General features: G+C 60.7%; 17 protein-coding genes and 1 tRNA gene. 10 read left to right on the top strand and 8 right to left on the bottom strand.

Translation table 11 applies throughout. The features are described 5' to 3' along the window. Window positions 1–306: 306 nt before the first annotated feature. The 5 genes from lon to BM177_RS04415 all read right to left on the bottom strand — a co-directional run bounded on the left by lon (window position 307) and on the right by BM177_RS04415 (window position 7,219). The gene (gene lon, locus BM177_RS04435; protein WP_091678565.1) at window positions 307–2,724 is read right to left on the bottom strand and encodes an endopeptidase La; all 2,418 of its coding nucleotides are present in this window, start codon (window positions 2,722–2,724) and stop codon (window positions 307–309) included. Window positions 2,725–2,950: 226 nt separating this feature from the next. Next, entirely contained in the window at window positions 2,951–4,216 is a 1,266-nt protein-coding gene (gene clpX, locus BM177_RS04430) for an ATP-dependent Clp protease ATP-binding subunit ClpX (RefSeq protein ID WP_091678564.1), read from the bottom strand. Between the two features lie 564 nt (window positions 4,217–4,780). After that, a complete protein-coding gene (locus tag BM177_RS04425) occupies window positions 4,781–5,425 on the bottom strand; it encodes an ATP-dependent Clp protease proteolytic subunit (RefSeq protein ID WP_091678562.1) in 645 nt (214 codons plus the stop codon). Window positions 5,426–5,602: 177 nt separating this feature from the next. After that, complete coding sequence (tig, locus tag BM177_RS04420) at window positions 5,603–6,988, bottom strand: trigger factor (RefSeq protein ID WP_091678560.1); 1,386 nt, start codon at window positions 6,986–6,988, stop codon at window positions 5,603–5,605. Between the two features lie 146 nt (window positions 6,989–7,134). After that, a tRNA-Leu gene (locus tag BM177_RS04415) sits at window positions 7,135–7,219 on the bottom strand. 364 nt (window positions 7,220–7,583) lie between these two features. Here BM177_RS04415 and BM177_RS04410 point away from each other — a divergent pair. From BM177_RS04410 to trmFO, 5 genes are all read left to right on the top strand, one after another. Continuing rightward, window positions 7,584–8,615 (top strand): hypothetical protein, encoded by a 1,032-nt coding sequence (locus BM177_RS04410; RefSeq protein WP_091678558.1) that lies wholly within the window; start codon window positions 7,584–7,586, stop codon window positions 8,613–8,615. 1 nt (window position 8,616) lies between these two features. Further along, window positions 8,617–10,101 (top strand): MBOAT family O-acyltransferase, encoded by a 1,485-nt coding sequence (locus BM177_RS04405; protein ID WP_091678555.1) that lies wholly within the window; start codon window positions 8,617–8,619, stop codon window positions 10,099–10,101. Window positions 10,102–10,152: 51 nt separating this feature from the next. Continuing rightward, window positions 10,153–10,623, top strand: coding sequence for a methyltransferase family protein (locus BM177_RS04400; RefSeq protein WP_091678551.1), 471 nt, complete (start codon window positions 10,153–10,155; stop codon window positions 10,621–10,623). A gap of 264 nt (window positions 10,624–10,887) precedes the next feature. Continuing rightward, window positions 10,888–12,210, top strand: a complete 1,323-nt coding sequence (locus tag BM177_RS04395; protein ID WP_244532107.1) for a multicopper oxidase family protein — start codon at window positions 10,888–10,890, stop codon at window positions 12,208–12,210. Window positions 12,211–12,290: 80 nt separating this feature from the next. Continuing rightward, window positions 12,291–13,724 (top strand): methylenetetrahydrofolate--tRNA-(uracil(54)-C(5))-methyltransferase (FADH(2)-oxidizing) TrmFO, encoded by a 1,434-nt coding sequence (gene trmFO / locus BM177_RS04390; protein WP_091678543.1) that lies wholly within the window; start codon window positions 12,291–12,293, stop codon window positions 13,722–13,724. A 33-nt stretch (window positions 13,725–13,757) separates the two neighbouring features. Here the strand turns inward: trmFO and ubiA are convergent, their stop codons facing one another. Then, window positions 13,758–14,663 (bottom strand): 4-hydroxybenzoate octaprenyltransferase, encoded by a 906-nt coding sequence (gene ubiA, locus BM177_RS04385; RefSeq protein WP_244532105.1) that lies wholly within the window; start codon window positions 14,661–14,663, stop codon window positions 13,758–13,760. Between the two features lie 173 nt (window positions 14,664–14,836). Further along, window positions 14,837–15,316 carry a hypothetical protein gene (locus BM177_RS04380; protein WP_244532104.1) on the bottom strand — a complete coding sequence of 160 codons (480 nt, stop codon included), beginning with the start codon at window positions 15,314–15,316 and terminating at the stop codon, window positions 14,837–14,839. A gap of 126 nt (window positions 15,317–15,442) precedes the next feature. Between BM177_RS04380 and BM177_RS04375 the strand changes: the two genes are divergently transcribed. The 5 genes from BM177_RS04375 (at window position 15,443) to BM177_RS04355 (ending at window position 19,866) form a co-directional block, all read left to right on the top strand. Beyond that, entirely contained in the window at window positions 15,443–16,210 is a 768-nt protein-coding gene (locus BM177_RS04375; RefSeq protein WP_091678540.1) for a 16S rRNA (uracil(1498)-N(3))-methyltransferase, read from the top strand. 72 nt (window positions 16,211–16,282) lie between these two features. Beyond that, window positions 16,283–16,690 carry a porin gene (locus tag BM177_RS04370; RefSeq protein ID WP_091678538.1) on the top strand — a complete coding sequence of 136 codons (408 nt, stop codon included), beginning with the start codon at window positions 16,283–16,285 and terminating at the stop codon, window positions 16,688–16,690. Between the two features lie 387 nt (window positions 16,691–17,077). After that, window positions 17,078–18,058: an aldo/keto reductase gene (locus tag BM177_RS04365; protein ID WP_091678877.1), complete on the top strand. Its 981-nt coding sequence runs from the start codon at window positions 17,078–17,080 to the stop codon at window positions 18,056–18,058. Window positions 18,059–18,166: 108 nt separating this feature from the next. Further along, entirely contained in the window at window positions 18,167–18,970 is an 804-nt protein-coding gene (locus tag BM177_RS04360) for a DUF72 domain-containing protein (protein WP_244532103.1), read from the top strand. Window positions 18,971–19,248: 278 nt separating this feature from the next. Further along, the gene (locus BM177_RS04355; RefSeq protein ID WP_091678529.1) at window positions 19,249–19,866 is read left to right on the top strand and encodes a hypothetical protein; all 618 of its coding nucleotides are present in this window, start codon (window positions 19,249–19,251) and stop codon (window positions 19,864–19,866) included. A 424-nt stretch (window positions 19,867–20,290) separates the two neighbouring features. On the opposite strand, the gene BM177_RS04350 is transcribed toward BM177_RS04355, so the two are convergent. Continuing rightward, window positions 20,291–21,589: an RNA polymerase sigma factor gene (locus BM177_RS04350; RefSeq protein WP_091678524.1), complete on the bottom strand. Its 1,299-nt coding sequence runs from the start codon at window positions 21,587–21,589 to the stop codon at window positions 20,291–20,293. Window positions 21,590–21,605: the final 16 nt, after the last annotated feature.

The raw sequence follows: 21,605 nt of genomic DNA, 5'->3' as shown, positions 1-21,605 counted from the left end.
GTTTCGACGAGGTCACAGCCGTGGCATGATTTGGGGGCTTCACGCGCGCCAGAACCCGTTAAGGGCTGGCCATCGCATTTTCCATGCGAAACGGCAAGGGCGGCGGCGGGTGTCATCTTCCGCTTCGCTTATACCCAAGAAAGATTCGCCCGGTTCTAAAAGATTCGCCTGGTCCAAAAAGTTTCGCCCGGCCCTGAAACGAAAAGAGGCCGCGAAAAATCCGCGGCCTCTGCTGATTCTCTCTACTGGCGCCAGGCCCATGATGGTCACCCCAAGGACCGTTGCCCCAGGACCGCCGCCGTGAGGCTAGTGCGCGATCGCCCCGGACGTTTCGTCCTCGGCCGCAAGAGGTGCAAGCGGCTTCGCTTCTTCCTCCCAGACGATCGGCGTCGGCTGGCGGATGAGAGCGTGACGCAGAACCTCTTCCATGCGCGACACCGGCACGATCTCGAGCCCGTTCTTCACCGAATCCGGGATGTCGGCAAGATCCTTGGCGTTTTCCTCCGGAATCAGAACCTTTTTCAGTCCGCCGCGAAGCGCGGCGAGAAGTTTTTCCTTGAGGCCGCCGATCGGAAGCACCCTGCCCCGCAGCGTGATCTCTCCCGTCATGGCGAGATCGCGGCGAATCGGAATGCCGGTCATGATCGAGACGATCGCCGTCGCCATGGCGACGCCGGCGGAGGGGCCGTCCTTGGGCGTCGCGCCTTCCGGCACATGCACATGGATGTCGCGGCGGTCGAACACAGGCGGCTCGATGCCGAAATCGACCGCCCGCGAACGAACATAGGACGCCGCTGCGGAAATCGATTCCTTCATGACGTCGCGAAGGTTGCCCGTCACCGTCATGCGGCCCTTGCCCGGCATCATGACGCCTTCGATCGTCAGCAATTCGCCGCCGACCTCGGTCCAGGCGAGCCCCGTCACGACGCCAACCTGGTCCTCGGTCTCCGCCTCGCCGTAACGGAACTTCGGCACGCCGAGGTAATCCGGAACATTGTCCGCGGTGATCGCGACCACCTTGGCCTTGCTCGTCAGGATCTGCTTGACTGCCTTGCGCGCCAGCTTCGAAAGCTCGCGCTCGAGGTTGCGCACCCCCGCCTCGCGCGTGTAGCGGCGAATGAGCATGATGAGACCCGAATCGTCGATCGCCCATTCCTTTTCGGCGAGCCCATGCTTTTTCAGGGCCGCCGGAATGAGATGGCGGCGCGCGATTTCGACCTTTTCGTCTTCCGTATAGCCGGCGATGCGAATGATCTCCATCCGGTCCATCAAGGGAGCCGGGATGTTCAATGTGTTCGCCGTCGTGACGAACATCACGTTCGAGAGATCGTAATCTACCTCGAGATAATGATCGTTGAACGAATGATTCTGTTCCGGATCAAGAACTTCGAGCAGGGCCGATGAGGGATCGCCACGGAAATCCATGCCCATCTTGTCGATTTCATCGAGCAGGAACAATGGATTGGAGCTTTTCGCCTTCCGCATCGACTGGATGATTTTACCCGGCATCGAACCGATGTAGGTGCGGCGGTGCCCGCGAATTTCAGCCTCGTCGCGAACGCCGCCCAGCGACATCCGCACGAACTCGCGCCCCGTCGCCTTGGCGATCGATTTGCCAAGCGACGTCTTGCCGACGCCGGGCGGGCCGACGAGGCACAGAATAGGGCCGGTCAGTTTGTTCGCGCGGCTCTGCACCGCGAGATATTCGACGATCCGCTCCTTGACCTTCTCAAGACCGAAATGCTCGCTGTCGAGCACCCCCTCGGCGACGGTGAGATCCTTCTTGACCTTGGAGCGCTTGTTCCACGGAATCGAAAGCAGCCAGTCGAGGTAGTTGCGAACGACCGTCGCTTCCGCGGACATTGGCGACATCTGGCGCAGCTTTTTCAATTCGGCGACCGCCTTGTCGCGGGCCTCCTTGGACAATTTGGTCGTCTTGATCCGCTCGTCGAGCTCGGCGAGATCATCCTTGCCGTCCTCGTCGCCAAGCTCCTTCTGGATCGCCTTCATCTGTTCGTTGAGATAATACTCGCGCTGCGTCTTCTCCATCTGGCGTTTGACGCGCGTTCTGATTCGCTTCTCGACCTGAAGAACCGAGATTTCGCTTTCCATCAAGGCGAGGCACTTTTCCAGGCGCTTGGTCACCGAGGTCGTCTCAAGCACAGCCTGTTTGTCCGAGATCTTCACCGCGAGATGCGAAGCGACCGTATCGGCGAGCTTGGAATAATCTTCGATCTGAGTGACCGCGGCGACGACCTCCGGCGAGATCTTTTTGTTGAGCTTGACGTAACCTTCGAACTCCGCGACGACCGAACGGGCGAGCGCCTCGCTCTCGACCTTGTCCATCGGTTCGTCAGGGATGATCTCCGCGTCCGCCTCGTAATAATCGTCGGTGCGGATATAACGCTGCACTTTGGCGCGCTGCTGTCCCTCGACAAGCACTTTCACAGTGCCGTCGGGAAGTTTCAGCAGCTGCAGGACAGACGCCAGGGTGCCGTTCGGAAAAATCGACTCCGTCGCGGGATCGTCATCCGACGCATTCATCTGCGTCGCGAGAAGGATCAGCTTGTCCGCCTTCATCACCTCTTCGAGCGCGCGAATGGATTTTTCGCGGCCGACGAACAGCGGCACGATCATATGGGGGAATACGACGATGTCGCGTAGCGGAAGTACGGGATAGCTTTCGATCGCCCCGGGAAGAACAGGTTCACGCTTCTGGGTCATGCCGTCGTCCTATCTCGTATCTGGTCCATTCGTCTCCGAAAAGAAGGTGAAGCGCTAGAGCCGCGCCGACCCAACGGCCAACGCCGCCCGCTTCAGCGATTCCATTTTCGGGAAACAATTTACATTCATCATCTGTGATTGAGGCTGACCAATTTCAAGTGCTCGCGTCAAAGCTGGAAGCGCCGGATGAGACGTTGCGTCGCCGACCGGCGTTCTCGACTGCAGATCAAGCGCTCGTTCCGCTCTTCTCGTTTCGCTCGGCGTAAATATAAAGCGGACGCGATTTTCCCTCGACCACGTCGGGACCGATCACAACCTGCTCGACGCTGTCGAGACCCGGAAGATCGAACATCGTATCGAGCAGAATGCCCTCCATGATCGAGCGCAAGCCGCGCGCGCCGGTCCGCCGCTCGATCGCCTTTTTCGCAACGACATTCAGAGCTTCGTCCTGGAAGGTGAGTTCGGTGTTCTCCATTTCGAACAAGCGCTGGTACTGTTTGACGAGCGCGTTCTTGGGTTCCGTCAGAATCTTCTTCAACGCTTCTTCGTCGAGGTCTTCCAGCGTCGCGATCACAGGCAGGCGGCCGACGAATTCCGGGATTAGTCCAAATTTCAGAAGATCCTCCGGCTCGACTTTGCGGAAGATTTCGCCAGTCCGGCGATCATCCGGCGATTGAACCGTGGCCCCAAAGCCGATCGAGGTCGATTTACCCCTCGTCGAGATGATCTTCTCGAGCCCCGCGAAGGCGCCGCCGCAGATGAAGAGGATGTTTGTCGTATCGACCTGCAGGAATTCCTGCTGGGGATGCTTGCGGCCACCCTGCGGCGGCACGGACGCCACCGTGCCTTCCATGATTTTCAGAAGCGCCTGCTGCACGCCCTCGCCGGACACGTCGCGGGTGATGGACGGATTGTCCGACTTGCGGGAAATCTTGTCGATCTCATCAATATAGACAATGCCGCGCTGCGCCCGTTCGACATTGTAATCGGAGGCCTGCAGCAGCTTCAGGATGATATTCTCGACATCCTCGCCGACATAACCCGCTTCCGTCAGGGTCGTGGCGTCGGCCATGGTGAACGGCACGTCGAGAATGCGCGCAAGGGTCTGCGCCAGCAAGGTCTTGCCGGAGCCGGTCGGGCCGATCAGAAGAATATTCGATTTCGCAAGCTCGACGTCGTTGTGCTTGGTCGAATGATTGAGCCGCTTATAATGATTGTGGACGGCGACCGAAAGCACCCGCTTGGCTTGCGGTTGACCGATGACGTAATCGTCGAGAACCTTGCAGATCTCCTTCGGCGTCGGGATCCCGTCGCGGCTTTTCACCAGCGAGGATTTGTTCTCCTCGCGGATGATGTCCATGCACAATTCGACGCATTCGTCGCAGATGAAAACCGTCGGGCCGGCAATCAATTTGCGGACTTCATGCTGGCTCTTGCCGCAGAATGAGCAATAGAGCGTGTTCTTCGCGTCGCCGCCGCCGACCTTGGTCATGGAGAGTCTCCGTACTCGCCGGGGTCATGTGCAAACCACGGTCATTGCTGAGTATTCTGGCGGCCAAGGCTGACTCCTCGGCCCGTTCAAACGGGAGATTCGCACACGAATCATCCCATCTAGAAGTACTTGGTTGCAGTTCTCCTCAAAACCACGCCGGTCGAAATGCAATCATGTTCGCGCATGCAACGCAAGACTTTAACATTTCCAGCTCCGACGCAAGGCGGCCTCCGACTCAAGAAGGTGTGACAAATCCTTCATTGACGGACGAACCGAGCCGCGACCTTGCGCCGTCGCGCCGCGATTGTCCGGGACCGTCCAAACCTGCACGCAGATCACCCTTTCAGATCCATGACGCGATGAGGAAGCAAGAAACGCGCCGTTAAAAGTCTTTCCAACCGTCCGGGCGACATTTTGCGGCGGCGAGCCAAACCCCGCCACCTCCGCACCTTGCCGCCCCTGTTTTGAGGTCGCCTTTATTTTGAGCTTGCCTGCCTTGCCTTAAAAAACAGGCAAAGCAGGCGCAAGTCCTATTTGGGAGCTCTCGGCGAAGTCTTCGCGAGCCTATTTTCCCGGCGCCGCGGCCGAATCGTCCGGACGCTTGGTGATGACCTGATCGACAAGCCCGAACGCTTTCGCCTCGTCGGACGACATGAAATGATCGCGATCCAAAGTCGACTCGATCGTGTCGTAGTCCCGACCGGTATGCCGGACATAGATCTCGTTCAATCTCTTCTTCACCTTCATAATATCTTCAGCATGGCGAAGGATATCGGAAGCTTGGCCCTGGAAGCCGCCTGACGGCTGATGAACCATGATCCGCGCGTTCGGCAGGGCGTAGCGCGCTCCCTCGGCGCCGGCCGCCAGCAGAAGTGATCCCATCGAGGCGGCCTGCCCGACGCAGAGCGTCGAGACTTTCGGCCGGATGAATTGCATCGTGTCATAAATCGCGAGGCCGGCCGTCACCACGCCGCCAGGCGAATTGATGTACATCGAGATTTCCTTCTTCGGGTTTTCCGCCTCGAGGAAGAGAAGTTCGGCGATGATCACGGAGGCCATATGGTCCTCGACCGGACCGGTCAGGAAGATGATCCGTTCGCGCAACAGCCGGGAATAAATGTCGAATCCGCGCTCGCCGCGACTGGTGTTCTCGATGACCTGAGGAATGAGATAATTGCCGTATATTTCGATTGGATCGCGGTCGCGCATGACGGATACATTCCTCTATTGTGCGGTAGTTTCCTCGATTAGGCGCCCAATTCGCAGATTATCGCGAATTACAACCTCGAGAGGCGAGATAATCATCGACGAGGGATTATCAACGGGTTCCTTTGATTCATAGTTTGTTCACCGGCGCCGGGCAAGCAAATCGTGACGCCGCCGCTTTCAAGCAGACCGCTCGGCTTCGGCGGCCTCCGCGGATTCCTCCTCGTCGACGGCCAGCAATTCCTCTTTCGGAACCTTTCTTTCATTGACCTTGACCTGAGCGACGATGTGATCCACGACGCGCTCCTCGAACAGCGGCGCCCGGATTTCGGCCAGCGCCTGCGGATTCTTCTGGTAATAATCCCAGACCATTTTTTCCTGGCCGGGGAAGGATCTGACGCGCTCCATCAGCGCCTGATTGACCTCTTCGTCCGTCACCTTGACTCCGGCTTTTTCGCCAATGTCCGCAAGAAGGAGGCCAAGACGCACGCGGCGCTCGCAGATCTTGAAATAATCTTTCCGCGCGGCCTCCTCCGTGGTCCCGTCGTCCTCGAAGCTGCGGCCGGCGCGTTTTTGTTCGGCCTCGACCTTGCGCCAGACGGTTTCGAATTCCTGCGCGACCAGCCCTTCCGGCAGATCGAAGGCGTAGGCGCCGTCCAGCGCATCGAGAAGGCCGCGCTTCCATTTGCGCCGGGAGGCGGCGGCGTAATCCTTCTCGATATTAGCGCGAATCGATTCCTTGAGCTTGGCGAGATCCTCGAGCCCAAAGCTTTTCGCCAGATCGTCGTCGATCTTGACCTCGGCGGGCGCCGCGACAGACTTCAGGGTCACGTCGAATTCCGCCGCTTTTCCCGCCAGTTGAGGCGCAGAATAATCATCGGGAAACGCGACCGAGATCGTCCGGCTTTCCCCGACGCGCAAACCCTCCACCTGACTCTCGAAGCCGGGAATGAAGCTGTTTGAGCCCAAAATGAGGTCCACGTCCTCTCCGGCGCCGCCCTCGAAAGGTTCGCCGTCGATCTTGCCGACGAAATCCAGCGTGGTTTTGTCGCCCGCCTCCGCGACGGCGCTCTCGCCTTCCTTGGGAAGATAGGCGCGATTTTGCTCGGCCAGCCGCGTCACGACCTCGTCGATCTCGGAATCGGCCACATCGGCGACGAGACGCTCGATCTCGATTCCGTCGAACGAGCCGATTTCGATCTTGGGGAGCACTTCAAGCGCGACCGTAAAAGCGAAATCGCCTTTCGCCTCGAAAGCCTTCTCCATTTCGTCCTTTTCGCCGGCGAAATCGATTTTCGGCTCGGTCGCCAGCCGGAACGCGTTGTCCTCGACGATCTTCTTGTGGGCCTCGTTGACGGCTTCCTGCACGACCTCGGCCATGATGGAGCGGCCGTAGAGACGTTTCAGATGCGCCACCGGCACCTTGCCCGGGCGAAACCCCTTGATCTGCGCCTTGGCTTGAACGTCGGCGAGCTGGCCTTCGAGACGGGTGGCGAGATCCGCGGCGGGAAGGACCACCTTGAATTCGCGCTTAAGGCCCTGCGAAAGGGTTTCGGTGACTTGCATTGAGATGAACCTTTTTTCTACCTAACCGCGGCGATGCGAGCGCCTCACGGTCTACATTTGCGAACGATTGAACTGCGGCGATTGAACAATGACTGAAAGCTTGAGAACCGGGACTTCCGGCTCGAAATACTGAACGAAACGTGAATTGGTGCGGGCGGAGGGACTCGAACCCCCACGATTTTCATCACCGGAACCTAAATCCGGCGCGTCTACCAGTTCCGCCACGCCCGCGACCCGGCGAATGGCGCCGCCGCACCGCGTCGAAGGCTCTATATCAACCACATTAAGACGATGCAGCAAAAAAAGAAGTTCGAAAGCCAGGATCGAAACCGTCGCGCTGCGCCAAACCAGGCCCCCGCGTCATCATTCAAAAAAGGAATGTTCATTAATGTCAGCGTGGGCGGCGCTTGATTTCATCGGACCGGAAAGGTACAAAATTGCAGCGCAGCAGAGGAAGTTCCGCGCGAACCTTTCGCCCCCGATCGGTGGAGCCTGCGGATCGCGGCGATCGAGATTCAGCGGAGTTTCGGCTTTCATATTGGCGTAGAAACAGCGGCGCTTAAGTCAAGTCGGCGGTCCGCCTCCCAGGAGCAGAATGCTGGACACCAGAGTCAAGGACTGGACGACCGAACCCCACGGCGCGGCCGTGGAACTCACCTATTCAACCCTCTGGCGAACCTTCGGCGTTTTCCTCATCCTCGCCGCCGCAATCTGGCTCTCGCTCTACGCCATCTCGAAAAGCTTTCCTTTCGTGCAAAACGGCGCAACCGCGATCGCCGAGGAAAAGCAGATTCTTGCGCTCAATCCCCACATGTTCGCGCCTGGGGACAAAATCAGGGTGATCGCTTTCGGCAACAGCAAGACCCTTGCTGGATTTCGGCCATCGGTCTTCAGTTCGCAGGTCGGCTCCGAATCCAGTGCGGAAAATCTGGCTATTCCGGGCGATTCCCGGTTTCTCGACCTTCTCGAGACGGCGTTGACCCATGGCGCCGCGCCGACCCATGTGTTCCTGCAAACCCTGCCCCTACCCGAGGATGAGGCGGATCGGAGCCAATCGCCCTGGAATTATTTCCTCGACAACAAGAAAATGGTGAAACTTCTGTTTCCCTTCCGGCCTTTCATCCGGGACGCGATCATCTTCGCATTTGAATCGCGCAGCGCCGGTTCGCTGACGGCTCAGTACCGGTCCAACGCGTCGCAAATCGAGAAAATGCGTGAAGAACGCGGATATTATTTCATCAAATCGCAGAGCCATTATGCCGGCGATCGCCTCCCCGACGGCTATTCGCTGCCGACCGACACTCCGAACAAGGTCGCCACGCGCAATGTCGATACGAACGATCCCTATTTCCAGCGGCTGATGCGGCTGGCCGACCAGTATGACTTCCAGATCGTACTGATTCCGACCGCGTACCGGCCCGGCGAGTTCGCTGAGGCGCCGCCCATCGACGCCGAGTCGGTTAAAGCCCTGAAATCATTTCCTCGCGTCCATGTCGTCGGGCCGGCGTACTGGATCTACGATCTGGCCGAATTCTCCGATCCGGTCCATCTCAATATGCATGGAGCCGAACGATATTCGAAGCAATTGGCCGCCCTGTTCCAGGGGCAGATAGCGGCGAGGCGCTGATATGCTTTTCAACTCGTTTCAGTTCTTCGTTTTTTTCTCGACGTTTCTTGTTCTTTATTTCTCGACGCCGCGCGGCGCGCGTCCCGTGCTTCTCCTCATCGCCAGCTATATATTTTACGCGGGCTGGCGCCCCTCGTTTCTGATCCTTCTGCTTTTTACGACCTTCGTCGATTATTTCTCCGCCCTGGCCATCGACACCGCGAAAAGCGCCGTCGTGCGCCGGGCCGCGCTCTTCACCTCCTTGACCATCAACTTCGGGCTTCTCGGGACATTCAAATATCTTGATTTCCTGCTCAGCAACATCGTCGGAGCGGCGGGATTTTTCGGCGTCGAGCTGCCGCCGCTCGCGCTGAACCTGATCCTGCCGGTCGGGATTTCGTTCTATACGTTTCAATCGGTCGGCTACACGCTGGATGTCTACAACCGCCGCTTCCCGGCCGAGCGCAACCTGCTTTACTATGCGGTTTACGTCGCCTTTTTCCCTCAGCTCGTCGCCGGCCCGATCGAACGCGCGTCCCATATGATCGCGCAATACAAGGCGCAGCGTCCGACCTCGCCGGAGCGGATCGCGACGGGACTGTGGCTCGTCGGCTGGGGTCTGTTCAAAAAGATGTGCATCGCGGACATCGCGGCGCCGTTCGTGAACGGCGTCTTCACGAATCCGACTTCGTTCAACGGCAGCTACACCTTTATCGCCGTCTTTCTGTTCGCGCTCCAGATTTATTGCGATTTTTCGGGCTATTCCGACATCGCTATCGGAATTGCGCGGATCATGGGAATCGATCTCATGATCAATTTCCGCCAGCCGTATTTCGCCACGAGCCTCACCGACTTCTGGCGGCGATGGCACATCTCCCTGTCGACATGGTTCCGTGACTATCTCTACGTGCCGCTCGGAGGTAATCGCACGACGCGCCCAGCCTGGGTGCGCAACATGCTCGTGGTGTTCGGCGTGAGCGGGCTATGGCACGGCGCCAACTGGACCTTTCTGATCTGGGGCTTGTGGCATGGGACGGCTCTCGTCCTCGAAGACGTCGTGAGGCGGTCGCGGCGGCTGTCCCCGGTCGCCGCGGCGGTCGGCGCCGCGCCGGCGCCGCTGACGGCGACCAATGTTTCGTCAGCCGGCCTCGCCGGAGCCGCGGCCGGTCTCGTTTACACGCTGGCGGCCGTCCTCATCGGATGGGTCTTCTTCAGGGCGCGTTCCTTCCACGATGCGATCTATATTCTGAAATCCTGGACTCACTTTGGACCCGTTTCCTACGGGACGTTCAAAATTCTGGGATTGAGCAGCGTGGAATTGCTTCTGCTCGTTTCCCATATTATCGTTTTGGTCATCGTCGACGGACTGATCGCGAACCGGCCCGGCCTCCTCAGATCGGCGCGCGCCGGCTGGATCCTGCCGATGTTCGGCGCTTTGGTTCTGTTTTATGACATCATGCTCTTCGGCGCCTTCGGCAGCAACGACTTCATCTATTTCCAGTTCTGAGTTGCTTTGACCCAACCCGTGACGGAGCCGTCACCGACTTAGAGGCGACTGATGCAAGGAGACGATTCCGACAGGCCCCAGATCGCGGCCTTCCCGCCATTGATCTTTGCGGGAGCGCTCGGCCTTGGCGGCCTGCTCGATGTTCTGATCCCGATCCGATTTACGCCTCGGGCCTATTCGGCGCCCTTCGGGCTCTTTTTCATCGGCTGCGGCCTCGGGTTCGCGGGTCTCGCCTTATGGGAAATGTTTCGTTCGAAGACGCCGGTCGATCCGCGGCGTCCGACGTCGTCGCTGGTGACGACCGGCGTTTTCAAGGTCAGCCGCAACCCGATATATCTCGGCATGGTGCTGTTCTGCCTGGGGGTCTCGTTTCTCATCCATTCGCTCTGGTTCATGGCGCTGGCGGCGGCGCTTGCCGCAGTCTTGCAAAAGGGCGTCATCCTGCCGGAGGAATCCTATCTCGAACGAAAGTTCGGCAACCCGTATCGCGAATACAAGGCCAATGTCCGGCGCTGGCTTTAGAGCGCTTTCCGATCGCATGCAGTCATGCGATCGATCAGAAATCGCTCCAGATTAAAAACTTGAGCATATTCTTGTCGATTGGATTGATTCAATCCAATCGGAATATGCTCTAGCGCAAAGCCGTCACGACAGGTCTGTTGCAAACTTTGTCATTCGAGATATGCCTGACCTTCCCCGCGTCACGGCGCGATCGAGCGGTCAGGACGTCCCTTGCCACCGGCAGAATTGATTACCCGACGCCGACTTCTCGGCTCTGGCGTCGCCGTGACCCTCATCAACCTGCCAGCGCGGGCCCCGGCCGCGCCCGACGGCTTCCGCACGATGGAAGCTCGCGAAGGAACGCTCAGACTGCTCCCCGAACCCGCCGGATTGACGCCGATCTGGGGATTTGACGGCGCCTCGCCCGGGCCGCTCCTGCGCTACAAGAAAGGCGACGAAGTCAAGATCAGGCTCGTCAACCGGCTGAGCCAGCCGCTGACGCTCAGCTGGCAGGGCGTGCGGATCGTCAACGCCATGGATGGAGTTGGCGGCCTCACCCAGGAGCCCGCGCCGCCCGGCGGGTCCTTCGATTATCGTTTCACGCCGCCCGACAGCGGCCTCTTCTGGTATCATCCGCATGTCCTGCCCTTACTGGGAGAGCAGCTTGAGCGCGGTCTTTATGGCGTCCTGATCGTCGATGAGGCCGACCCTCCCGCGGCCGACAAGGACATGCTCGTCGTGCTCGACGACTGGACCCTCGACGGCGAGGCCAGGATCGCCGGCTTCGGTGCCGAGGCGGCAGGGCCTGGCCGCATCGGTTCATGCGTCACGCTGAACTCGGCTCAAACGCCCGCGACCTTGACCATGCCCCCCGCCTCACGCCTGCGGCTCCGGATCCTCAACGCCGCCAACGCGCGAATCATGCAGATATCGTTCGACGGGGTCAAACCGTGGATCCTCGCGGTCGACGGCCAGCCCTGCGAGGCGTTCGAGCCAAATCGGCAGACCATTCCGGTCGGCCCCGGCGCGCGTTTCGACGTGATGATGGATTTGCCCGACCAGCCCGGCGCCCGCGCGGTCCTGACGCTTCGCGGCGACGGCGAGGCCGATCGGGCGCTTCTCGAGATCAAGACCGAAGGCGCCAAGCGGCCTGAACTTTCGCCGATCGGCTCGCTTCCCGAAAATCCGCTTTTGCCGCGCGCGATCAGACTCGAGGCGTCCCGCAAGATCGACGTGACGATCGAGGCGGTTTCGCCGCCGGCGGCGGCGGCTTCCGGCCGGCTGCTCTACTGGAAGCTCAACGGAACGGCCTGGGACGGATGGGCCCGCAAACCGCTTTTCAGCGTAAAGCGTGGAGCACCCGTCACGCTCGGGCTGGTCAACCGGACGCCATTCGTGCAGCAGATCCATGTGCATGGGCATCACATGCGGCTTCTGCACGATCTCGACGACGGCTGGGAGCCCTATTGGCGCGACAGCGTTCTCGTTCCGGCCGGGAAGACAAAGCATGTCGCCTTCGTCGCGGACAATCCGGGAAAATGGGTCATCGAAGGGCTGACGGCGGAGCGGCAATGCTCTGGAATGGCGACCTGGTTCGAGGTTTCATGAGCCCTTCATTCGACGCGCCGGCGCGGCCGGAGGCGCCAAGCTTTTTTACATTCCGATGAAACTTCCACTATCGTAGCCGCATGTTGAACCCATTATCCGTCTCCGCGCCCGTCATCCATGTCGTCGGCGGCGGCCTCGCCGGAGCCGAAGCGGCCTGGCAGATCGCCCGTCAAGGCTTGCGCGTCGCCCTTCACGAGATGCGGCCCGTGCGCAAAACGCCCGCGCACCAGACTGAGGGTCTCGCCGAACTCGTCTGCTCGAACTCGTTTCGCGCCGACGATCCGACAAGCGCGATCGGCATGCTGCACCGCGAGATGCGCGCGCTCGGCTCGCTGATCATACTCGCGGCTGACGCCCACAAGGTCCCCGCCGGCGGCGCGCTCGCGGTCGACAGAACCCATTTTTCCGAATGCGTGACGCGGATGATTGCGGAGCAGCCGCTCATCGAACTGCGCCGTGAAGAAATCGCTGGGCTCCCGCCGCGGGACTGGGACAACGTGATCATTGCGACCGGGCCGTTGACGTCGCCAGCACTCGCCGAGGCGGTGAGGGACTTGACCGGCGAGAAGGATCTTGCGTTTTTCGACGCCATCGCGCCCGTCGTGCATCGCGAATCGATCGACATGGACAAGGCGTGGCTCCAGTCCCGCTACGACAAGGCGGGACCGGCCGGAACCGGAGCGGATTACATCAATTGCCCTCTGACGAAAGACCAGTACGAGTCCTTTATAGACGCGCTGGCCGGCGCTGAAAAAACCGGCGCGAAGGAATTCGAACAATTTGCGGACACCCCCTACTTCAACGGCTGCCTGCCGATCGAGGTGATGGCGGAACGCGGCCGCGAGACCTTGCGGCATGGGCCGATGAAACCCTTCGGCCTCACCAATCCTCACACGCCCGGCGTCAAGCCCTATGCCGTCATCCAGCTGCGTCAGGACAACGCGCTGGCGACGCTTTACAACATGGTTGGATTTCAAACGAAGCTGAAACACCATGCGCAGGTTGAAGTCTTCCGATCGATCCCGGGCCTCGAGCAGGCGGTCTTTGCGCGCCTTGGCGGTCTGCACCGCAATACATTTCTGAATTCCCCCAAGGTGCTCGACCACGCGCTGAGGCTCAAGGCCGATCCCCGGCTGCGTTTCGCCGGTCAGATCACCGGATGCGAGGGCTATGTCGAAAGCGCCGCGATCGGTCTTGCTGCGGGCCTGATGGCCGCCGCGGACCATAAAGGGGAGGCCTTTCGCCCGTTTCCAGCGACGACGGCGCTTGGCGCCCTCATCAATCACATTACCGCCGGGCATATCGAAACCATCGACGCCGGTCCGCCGTCGTTCCAGCCCATGAACATCAATTTCGGTTTGTTTCCCCCCCTCGCCGAAAAGCCGCCCTCGTCCGAAGGCAGGAGGCTGCGCGGCGCCGAGAAGGCGGCGGCCAAAAAAGCCGCCCTCAGCGCAAGGGCGCAGCGCGATCTCGCGGCCTGGATCGGCGCGCAAGAAAGCCTCGCTGCCGAATAGGGCTCAGCCGAATAAAGCTCAGGCGAATAAAGCTCAGGCTTGCATCAGGACGTTGCTCAGCGCCTGGACGGCAAGGCCTGCGAACAAAAACAGCCCGGCGTCGCGGTTGGAGCGGAACAATCGCAAAGCGCTCGCCGCGCCGTCATCGATGCGGCCGACCTGCAAGGCCAGATGGGCGGCGAAGGCGGCGAGCCCCGCCAGCGCCCAACCGCCTGCTCCCGCGGCGATGAACGCCGCGCCCACGAAAACCACCGACAGCGCGTAAAGGCCGCCCACTCCGGCGCGGATATGAGCGCCAAAGAAGCGCGCCGTCGAACCTATGCCCGCTTTTTCGTCGTCCGGGACATCCTGCACGGCGTAAACGGTGTCGTAGCCGATCGTCCAGAAAACCGCGCCGAAATAGAGCAGCACAGGTGCCAGCGCAAGCGAGCCGAACGCAACCGCCCATCCCATCAGCCCGCCCCAGGCGAAGGCCGCGCCGAGGACGGCCTGAGGCCAGTTCGTGATCCGCTTCATGAAGGGATAGACGCAGACAAACCCCATCGACGAAAAGCCGAGCGCGATCGCGAACGGGTTGAAACTGAGCAGAACCGCAAGCCCGACCAGGCATTGCGCCGCAATAAAGACCCATGCGGCGCGGACGCTCACCCGGCCGGAGGCAAGCGGGCGTCCGCGGGTCCGCTCCACCTTCGCGTCGATCTTGCGGTCGGCGATGTCGTTGAACGTCGAGCCGGCCCCGCGCATGGCGATGGCGCCGATCAAGAAAGCAAGCAGGTCGCGAACATGAAGCAGCCGCCCTCCCGCGATGCTGGCGAGCGCGCTCGACCACCAGCATGGCAGGACGAGAAGCCACCATCCGATGGGGCGATCAATACGCGACAGCTGAAGGAAGGGCGTCCACGAGCTTGGCGCGATTTTGAAGATCAGCTGATCCGCCACAGAGTCCTGCGGCCGACAATCGTTCGAACATGGAGCGCTTTCCGATCGCAGGGAGTCCTGCGATCGATCAGAAATCGCTCCAGAATCAGAAGCTTGAGCATATTCTTCTCGATCGGATTGATTCACTCCGATCGGAATATGCTCCAGAGGCGGCGACCCGCGCGAGCGGCCCGTCAAAGCGGGCCGGTTGGTAGTTTCTGGCTCGGAGGCGCGTTCAGCGCGCCCGCGGATTGCTGCTGCTGCGCCTTTTTCATTTGGGCGGCGACCTTGCAGGCCTGATTCGCGACCGAGTTCGATTTGGCCGAACTCGCGTTGATGTTCGCCAAAGCCTCGTCAGGGACCGAACACCATTCCTTGTTTTTAGTGAGGTATGCGACGAGTTCGCTTTCCGCGGAGACCAGCGCGCGCAGTTTGGGGCAAGCCGCAATCGGATCGAGCTGGTTCTTCGCCCCCTTCGACTGATGATTGAGCTGGTCGATGACGCCTTGTCTTTTTTTGGTGAGTTTCGCGATATCCTCATTGCAATCGAGGGCGATCGCCGCGCCGCAAACGGCGAGCGGCGCGCCGAACGCGGCGAGAATCGCCGCCTTGCGTGCGACGCAGAGGAGCTTGCGCGTGATCATCATTCGGTCTTTCGCTTGCAATGATTTCACTTTCCAAATCCCTTAGCAAAGAGGCGCCGAGACAGGCAAGCCGCCCGCGCAGTTCCGCGGACGCGTCAAGATTGTGGTATCCCTGCCCTGCAAGAATGGCTTTTTCGTATCTTTAGGTTAATAAATTTGTCGGCGCCCCGTTATGACTTCACCTCCCATCGGCTCTTCGTCGATTCGTCGCTTCATCAGGACGCTCGCGTCGATCTCGACGCAAGCCAGTCGAATTATCTGCGGAACGTGCTGCGCCTGCCGGACGGCGCCGGACTCCTGACCTTCAACGGGCGCGACGGGGAATGGCGGGCGCGTCTTTCCTTGTCCGGACGGAAGATTGTCTCCCTTATAATTCAAGACCTTGTCCGGGTTCAGGAACCGGGATGCGATCTACATTATCTGTTCGCGCCGCTGAAACACGCCCGGCTCGATTATATGGTGCAGAAGGCCGTTGAAATGGGCGCGGGCGTGTTGCGCCCGGTCTTCACCCGCCGCGCTCAGGCGGAGCGCGTCAATCTCGACAGAATGCGTGCCAACGCGATCGAAGCCGCCGAACAATGCGGCATTTTGACGATTCCCGAGATCGCGACTTCCGCGCGCCTCGAGGCGCTGCTGAGCGCTTGGGACGCGAGCCGCCTCCTCATCTTCTGCGACGAAAACGCGCCCGTGCGAGATCCCCTCGAAGCGATGCGCGATGTCGCATCCGCCGAGGCCGGGCGTCCTCTCGCCGTGCTGATCGGGCCCGAGGGCGGCTTCGATCCGCAGGAGCGCGCAGCGCTCCTCGCGACGCCGCACGTTCTGAGGCTGTCCCTTGGGCCGCGCATCCTGCGCGCCGACACCGCCGCCGTCGCGGCCCTCGCGCTGGCACAGGCCGCGCTGGGCGATTGGCGGCGCCGAACTTAAGGCATCATTAAATCGCCCCATTGTAGGCTCAGTTCAGTCAGGCCGAAACTAGAGCGAATCAATTGAGGCCCCATGAGTTTGCGCACGCAAAGTCTCTTTATCTGTTGTGGCTTCGCAGCTTTTTTCGCGGCTGCTCAAACCGGGCGGGCCAACGACCTGCCCTATGGCAAATCATCGGCGCAATCCCGCGCAAATGCGCAATGCGCCGTCTATGGCCCCGGCTTTGTGGCGGCGCCAGGCTCCGACGCCTGCATCTGGGTCGGCGGACACGTCCGGATGGAGTTCGGATCGAAGTCTTCGCGTTCCCCGAACAATGGCTGGGCCTCCGGCGGGACCGTGCCCGCGGCAATGCGGGTTCAAGACGGCGCAGAACCTAACTCGATCGCGCAAAATGTGTCTTCGGGCGGACCGTCATCGGGATCAAGAGGACATTTGCGGCCTCAGGACGGCGACGTCACAGGTTCGATCGAAGCCCGCTGATTTTGTAAATTTGGGCGGGCGTTGCTTTCCTTCGCCAGTCCAACCTTGGCCGGTTCAACCTTGGGCAGTCCTAGAACTTCAAAGCGCATGGGTCTTGGAGCAAGCATAACTCCGGCGAAAAATCGCCCGCTTGCCTGACGATTGGTCCGCGCCGCTCGTCGGTTCGCAATACACGCTACCGGCGCATCCTCGGAATTCCCCTTAGAGCATATTCCGATCGGATTGAATCAATCCAATCGACAAGACTATGCTCAACTTGATTCTTTAGCGATTTCTGATCGATCGCATGACTTCATGCGATCGGAAAGCGCTCTAAGAGTCCGTGACCTCGCCCCGCCGGGAGCCGAGGTCGCCTTGAATATCGCCGCAAACGCTCACGGGACGCAGATGGATTATGCAAGGCTTGGACGCACCGGCCTAGAGGTTTCCCGGGTGACGCTTGGGTGCATGACTTATGGCGTCCCGGAGCGCGGCGCCCATCCGTGGACGCTCGACGCGGACAAGAGCCGGCCGCTCATCAAAAAGGCGGTCGAGCTTGGCGTCAATTTTTTCGACACGGCGAACAGCTATTCCGACGGAACCTCTGAGGAAATCGTCGGCCGGGCACTGAAGGACTTTACGAAACGCGACGAGATTGTGATCGCCACAAAGGTCTATATGCGGATGCGCAAAGGACCGAATGGCGAAGGCCTGTCGCGCAAGGCGATCATGGCCGAGATCGACGGCAGCCTGCGCCGGCTTGGCTGCGATTACGTCGACCTCTACCAGATCCACCGCTGGGATCACGCAACGCCGATCGAAGAAACCCTCGAGGCCCTGCACGATGTGGTAAAGGCGGGCAAGGCCCGCTACATCGGCGCCTCCTCGATGTTCGCGTGGCAGTTCGCCAAGGCTCTGTTCACCTCCCGGCTGCATGGCTGGACCGAATTCGTCAGCATGCAAAATCACCTCAACCTGCTCTACCGGGAGGAGGAGCGCGAGATGCTCCCGCTCTGCGCTGATCAGGGCGTCGCCGTTTTGCCATGGAGCCCCCTCGCCCGCGGCCGGCTTACGCGTGACTGGAACGCCACCAGCGACCGGCAGGAGACAGACGCCTATGGAAAGACGCTGTATAATTTAGCCGTGGAAGCCGACCAGAAGATCATCGCGGCTGTCGCCGGGATCGCCGCAGTCCGGAGGGTTCCGCGCGCGCAGGTGGCCCTCGCCTGGCTGTTGCAGAAAAATGGCGTGACCTCGCCCATCATCGGCGCCTCGAAGCCTCAGCATCTCGACGACGCGGTCGCGGCGCTGTCGCTGAAGCTGTCGGCCGAGGAGATCACCGCGCTCGAAGAGCCCTATGCGCCGCGCCGCGACGCCGGCCTGGTTTGATGAAAGGCAACCCGCACAGCCTGAATTCGTTTAAAGACCCTGAAATACGTTTACAGACCAAATTCGACTAGAGACATGGCCAAACGCGCGTCAAACGAACATGCGACAGTGTCCGGGCCCATCCGCATCGGCATCGGAGGTTGGGATTTCGCGCCATGGCGCGGCGTTTTTTATCCGCCCGGATTAAAGAAAAAAGACGAACTCGCCTATGCCTGCGCACGGCTGAGCGCGATCGAGATCAACGCCACTTTCTACCGCACCCAGAGCCCCGCTACATTCGCCGCGTGGACGAGCGGCGCGCCGGATGGCTTCGTCTTCGCGGTCAAGGCTCCGAGAGGCGCAACCTACACCAGCGATAATGATCGCGCAGGGGCCGCCATCCAGCACTTTCTCGGCTCGGGGCTCGATGAACTCGGGGACCGCCTCGGGCCGATCCTCTGGCAGCTTGCGCCGACGCGGAAATTCGACGCCGATGCGCTCGAGGGCTTCCTGCGCGAACTTCCCCAAAAGCTCGGGGATCGCAAGCTCCAACACGCCATCGAGGCGCGTCACCAGAGCTTTGCGCATGCCGAGGCGGCGGCGATCTTGCGCGCGCACGGCGCGGCGCGCGTGATCGTCGATAGCGACGCTCACGAAATGACAGGCGACGTCACCGCGGACTTTGTCTACCTCCGCCTGCAACGAACGAAGGAGGCTGTCGAAACCGGATACGACGCGGGGGCGCTCGACCTCTGGGCCAACCGGCTGAAAACCTATGCGGCGGGCGCCGTCCCCGACGACATGCCCCGCGCCGCGCCGGACGTTCACATGCCGAAGGTCTCGCGCCCGGTCTACGCCTTTGTCATTTCAGGCGCGAAAGTCCGCGCCCCCGCCGCCGCGATGGCGCTCATCGCGCGGCTACAGGAGAAGTAAGCGAAGGCCGCGGGTATTCGGAAGGGGCGCGAGGCGGAGGACCCGCCCCTGTTATCGCTCTTGGCGCTGATATCGCTCTTGGCTCTTGCTGTTATGTGGCGCAAGATTGTGGCGTCATCCGTTCTATAGCCGCCCGAAGCTTGGACCGCCATTCGGCGGCTCGCAACTGCACACGAGACGCAGATTGCGCTGGCGAATGATTTGCTGCGAACCCTTGCGGCCGTCACGGAAGTTAAGGGTTCTTCAGCGGCTGCGGCGTTTTGATCGGGAAAGCGGCAATGAAACATTTTGCTTTGTCGGCGGTCTGCTTCGTGATCGGCTGCCTTTTTGCGTCGCTCGCCTCGGGCCGCGAGGGCGTGACGGCGGTGCGCGACCGCTGCTCGGTTCGGATCGGTCCCTACTTGCTGAATTACAGCGGCTATCAGCCGGAGAGCGACGCGAAAGGACCGTTTTGCGGCGACCTTCCATCCGCCGGCCGCACGCTGATCGTCCTCGATGTCGAACAGGATTCGGGAGGAATGGCCTTCGCCTCGGATCATTACAATGAACTGCGCGACATGCTGATCGACTTTCGAATCCTGCGCGACGCCGCGCAGGGCGACGACGAAGACGATTGGGAGCAATACACCGAGGTCTACGTTCCCCCGAAGAAATATCCCGCCGGCTCGCTGAGCTTTCAGCATGACTTCAAAAAGGGCGATTACATCGGCGTGGTCAGGGCGCGGGACGAGCATGGCCGGATGTTTGTCGCGCGTTTTCCTTTCAGGGTCGCCCCCGCGTCCAGCGTATTGTTCTTCGCCGCCGCTGGTCTTGCCCTGGCCGCCGGGGCGGGGTTTTTCCTGGCTTTTCGTAAACCGCGGGCGTCGCCGCGACTGTCATTTCCTTTTTTCGGATAGCGGGAGCATAGAGGCGCACAGAAAAAACGACTCTTACTCGTTTGCTCGAGTGATAATAGTCGATCAAACAGCGCAAATCGCCAAGGTAACTACAAACCTATGTTGGCCGATAGCTACAGATTGCTGTAGCAGCTTAATGAATTCAGTATCGTAGCATAGTTTTGGATACGCCCGGCAGGGCAAAAACTATTCCCACTCGATTGTTTGAGATCGTTGCAACCACTTGAATTTGTTGCAAAAAGTATTTTTCCGTTCAAATACTACCGGCTCAGGTCCCGTCAGAAAACTACAATACTGATTTTATTGAAGAATTTCTGTTGGCCTTTGCAAGCCGTCTATCGGCCACTATCGGATCTTTGCACGCCATTCCAAGCCTGACGCCCCAAACAGGTCAAAGCCAAAAGTGCCGTCAGCGCTTGTAAGATCATCCGCCCAGGCGTTCGTTAAAGGCATCAGCGCGGCTGCCCTTGGCCCGGCGCTCCAGCAGAGCCCGCTCGCGCTCATTCGTGGCAAGGGCGGCGGCAAGGGCGAATGCTTGGCGGGCGTCCTCCACGCGACCGAGCCGTTCCAGAAGGTCGCCGCGCACACTTGGCAACAAGTGATAGGTTTTCAACTCAGGAGCCCCGGCGAGGTGTTCCACTATTTCGAGTGCGGCGGCCGGCCCGGCAACCATCGCCACAGCCACCGCCCGGTTGAGTTCGACGACCGGCGAATGGGTCAGTGCTGACAAATGCGCATAAAGACCGGCAATGCCTGCCCAATCCGTATCCTCCGGGGCGGATGCACGTGCATGGCAGGCGGCGATGGCGGCCTGCAGGCCGTAAAAACCCGACCCTCCGCCAAGCGCCTGTGCGCGAGCGAGAGCGTTCAGGCCGCGCCGTATCTGCAACAGGTCCCACCGACGGCGATCCTGATCCATGAGAAGGATGGGGTCGCCTTCGGGACCGGTGCGCGCTGCATTGCGCGATGCGTTCAGTTCCATCAGCGCGACCAGGCCGTGGACTTCGGGTTCTTCGGGCGTCAGGGAGACAAGGACGCGACCAAGACGGCGCGCTTCGTCGCAGAGTTCCGGCCGCAGCCAGTCGTCACCGCGCGCGGCGGTATAGCCCTCGTTGAAGATCAGGTAGATGACCTCCAGCACGGCGGGCAGCCGTTGAGCCCGTTCCTCCCCGCGCGGTGTTTCATAGGCGATGCCCGAGTCCGATAGCAGACGCTTGGCGCGCACGATGCGCTGCGCGACCGTCGCCTCCGGCAGCAGGAATGCGCGGGCGATCTCCCCGGTGGTGAGTCCACAGATCATGCGCAGCGTTAATGCGGCGCGCGATGGGGGCGGCAGCAGCGGATGACAGGCGGTGAAGATCAGCCGCAACATCTCATCACCAATGTCGTCATCGAGGGCAGAGTCGAAATCGGGCATCGCGTTTTGCTCGGCCTCCAGCGACACCGCGATCATCGCAAGTTTGCGGGTCAGCATCGGTGTGCGGCGCAAATGCTCCTGCGCGCGGCGTCTGGCGGTGGCCATCAGCCAAGCGCCCGGACGATCGGGAATGCCGGCCTTTGGCCACCGTTCCAACGCCGCGACGAGCGCATCCTGGGTCAGTTCCTCGGCCAACGGCACGTCGCGCAGCATCCGACTCAGGCTGGCGGTCAGCCGGGGCTGCTCGATCCGCCATGTGGCAAGGATCGCGCGGTGGATATCGCTCTCCGTCCCGCTGGCCGCCAAATGTCAGGCGCCCCTG

It is taken from the genome of Methylocapsa palsarum (genome assembly GCF_900114285.1).
Lineage (GTDB): Bacteria > Pseudomonadota > Alphaproteobacteria > Rhizobiales > Beijerinckiaceae > Methylocapsa > Methylocapsa palsarum.
The sequence above is the reverse complement of the archived record's forward strand: the minus strand, read 5'-3'. Positions and strand labels throughout refer to the sequence as shown.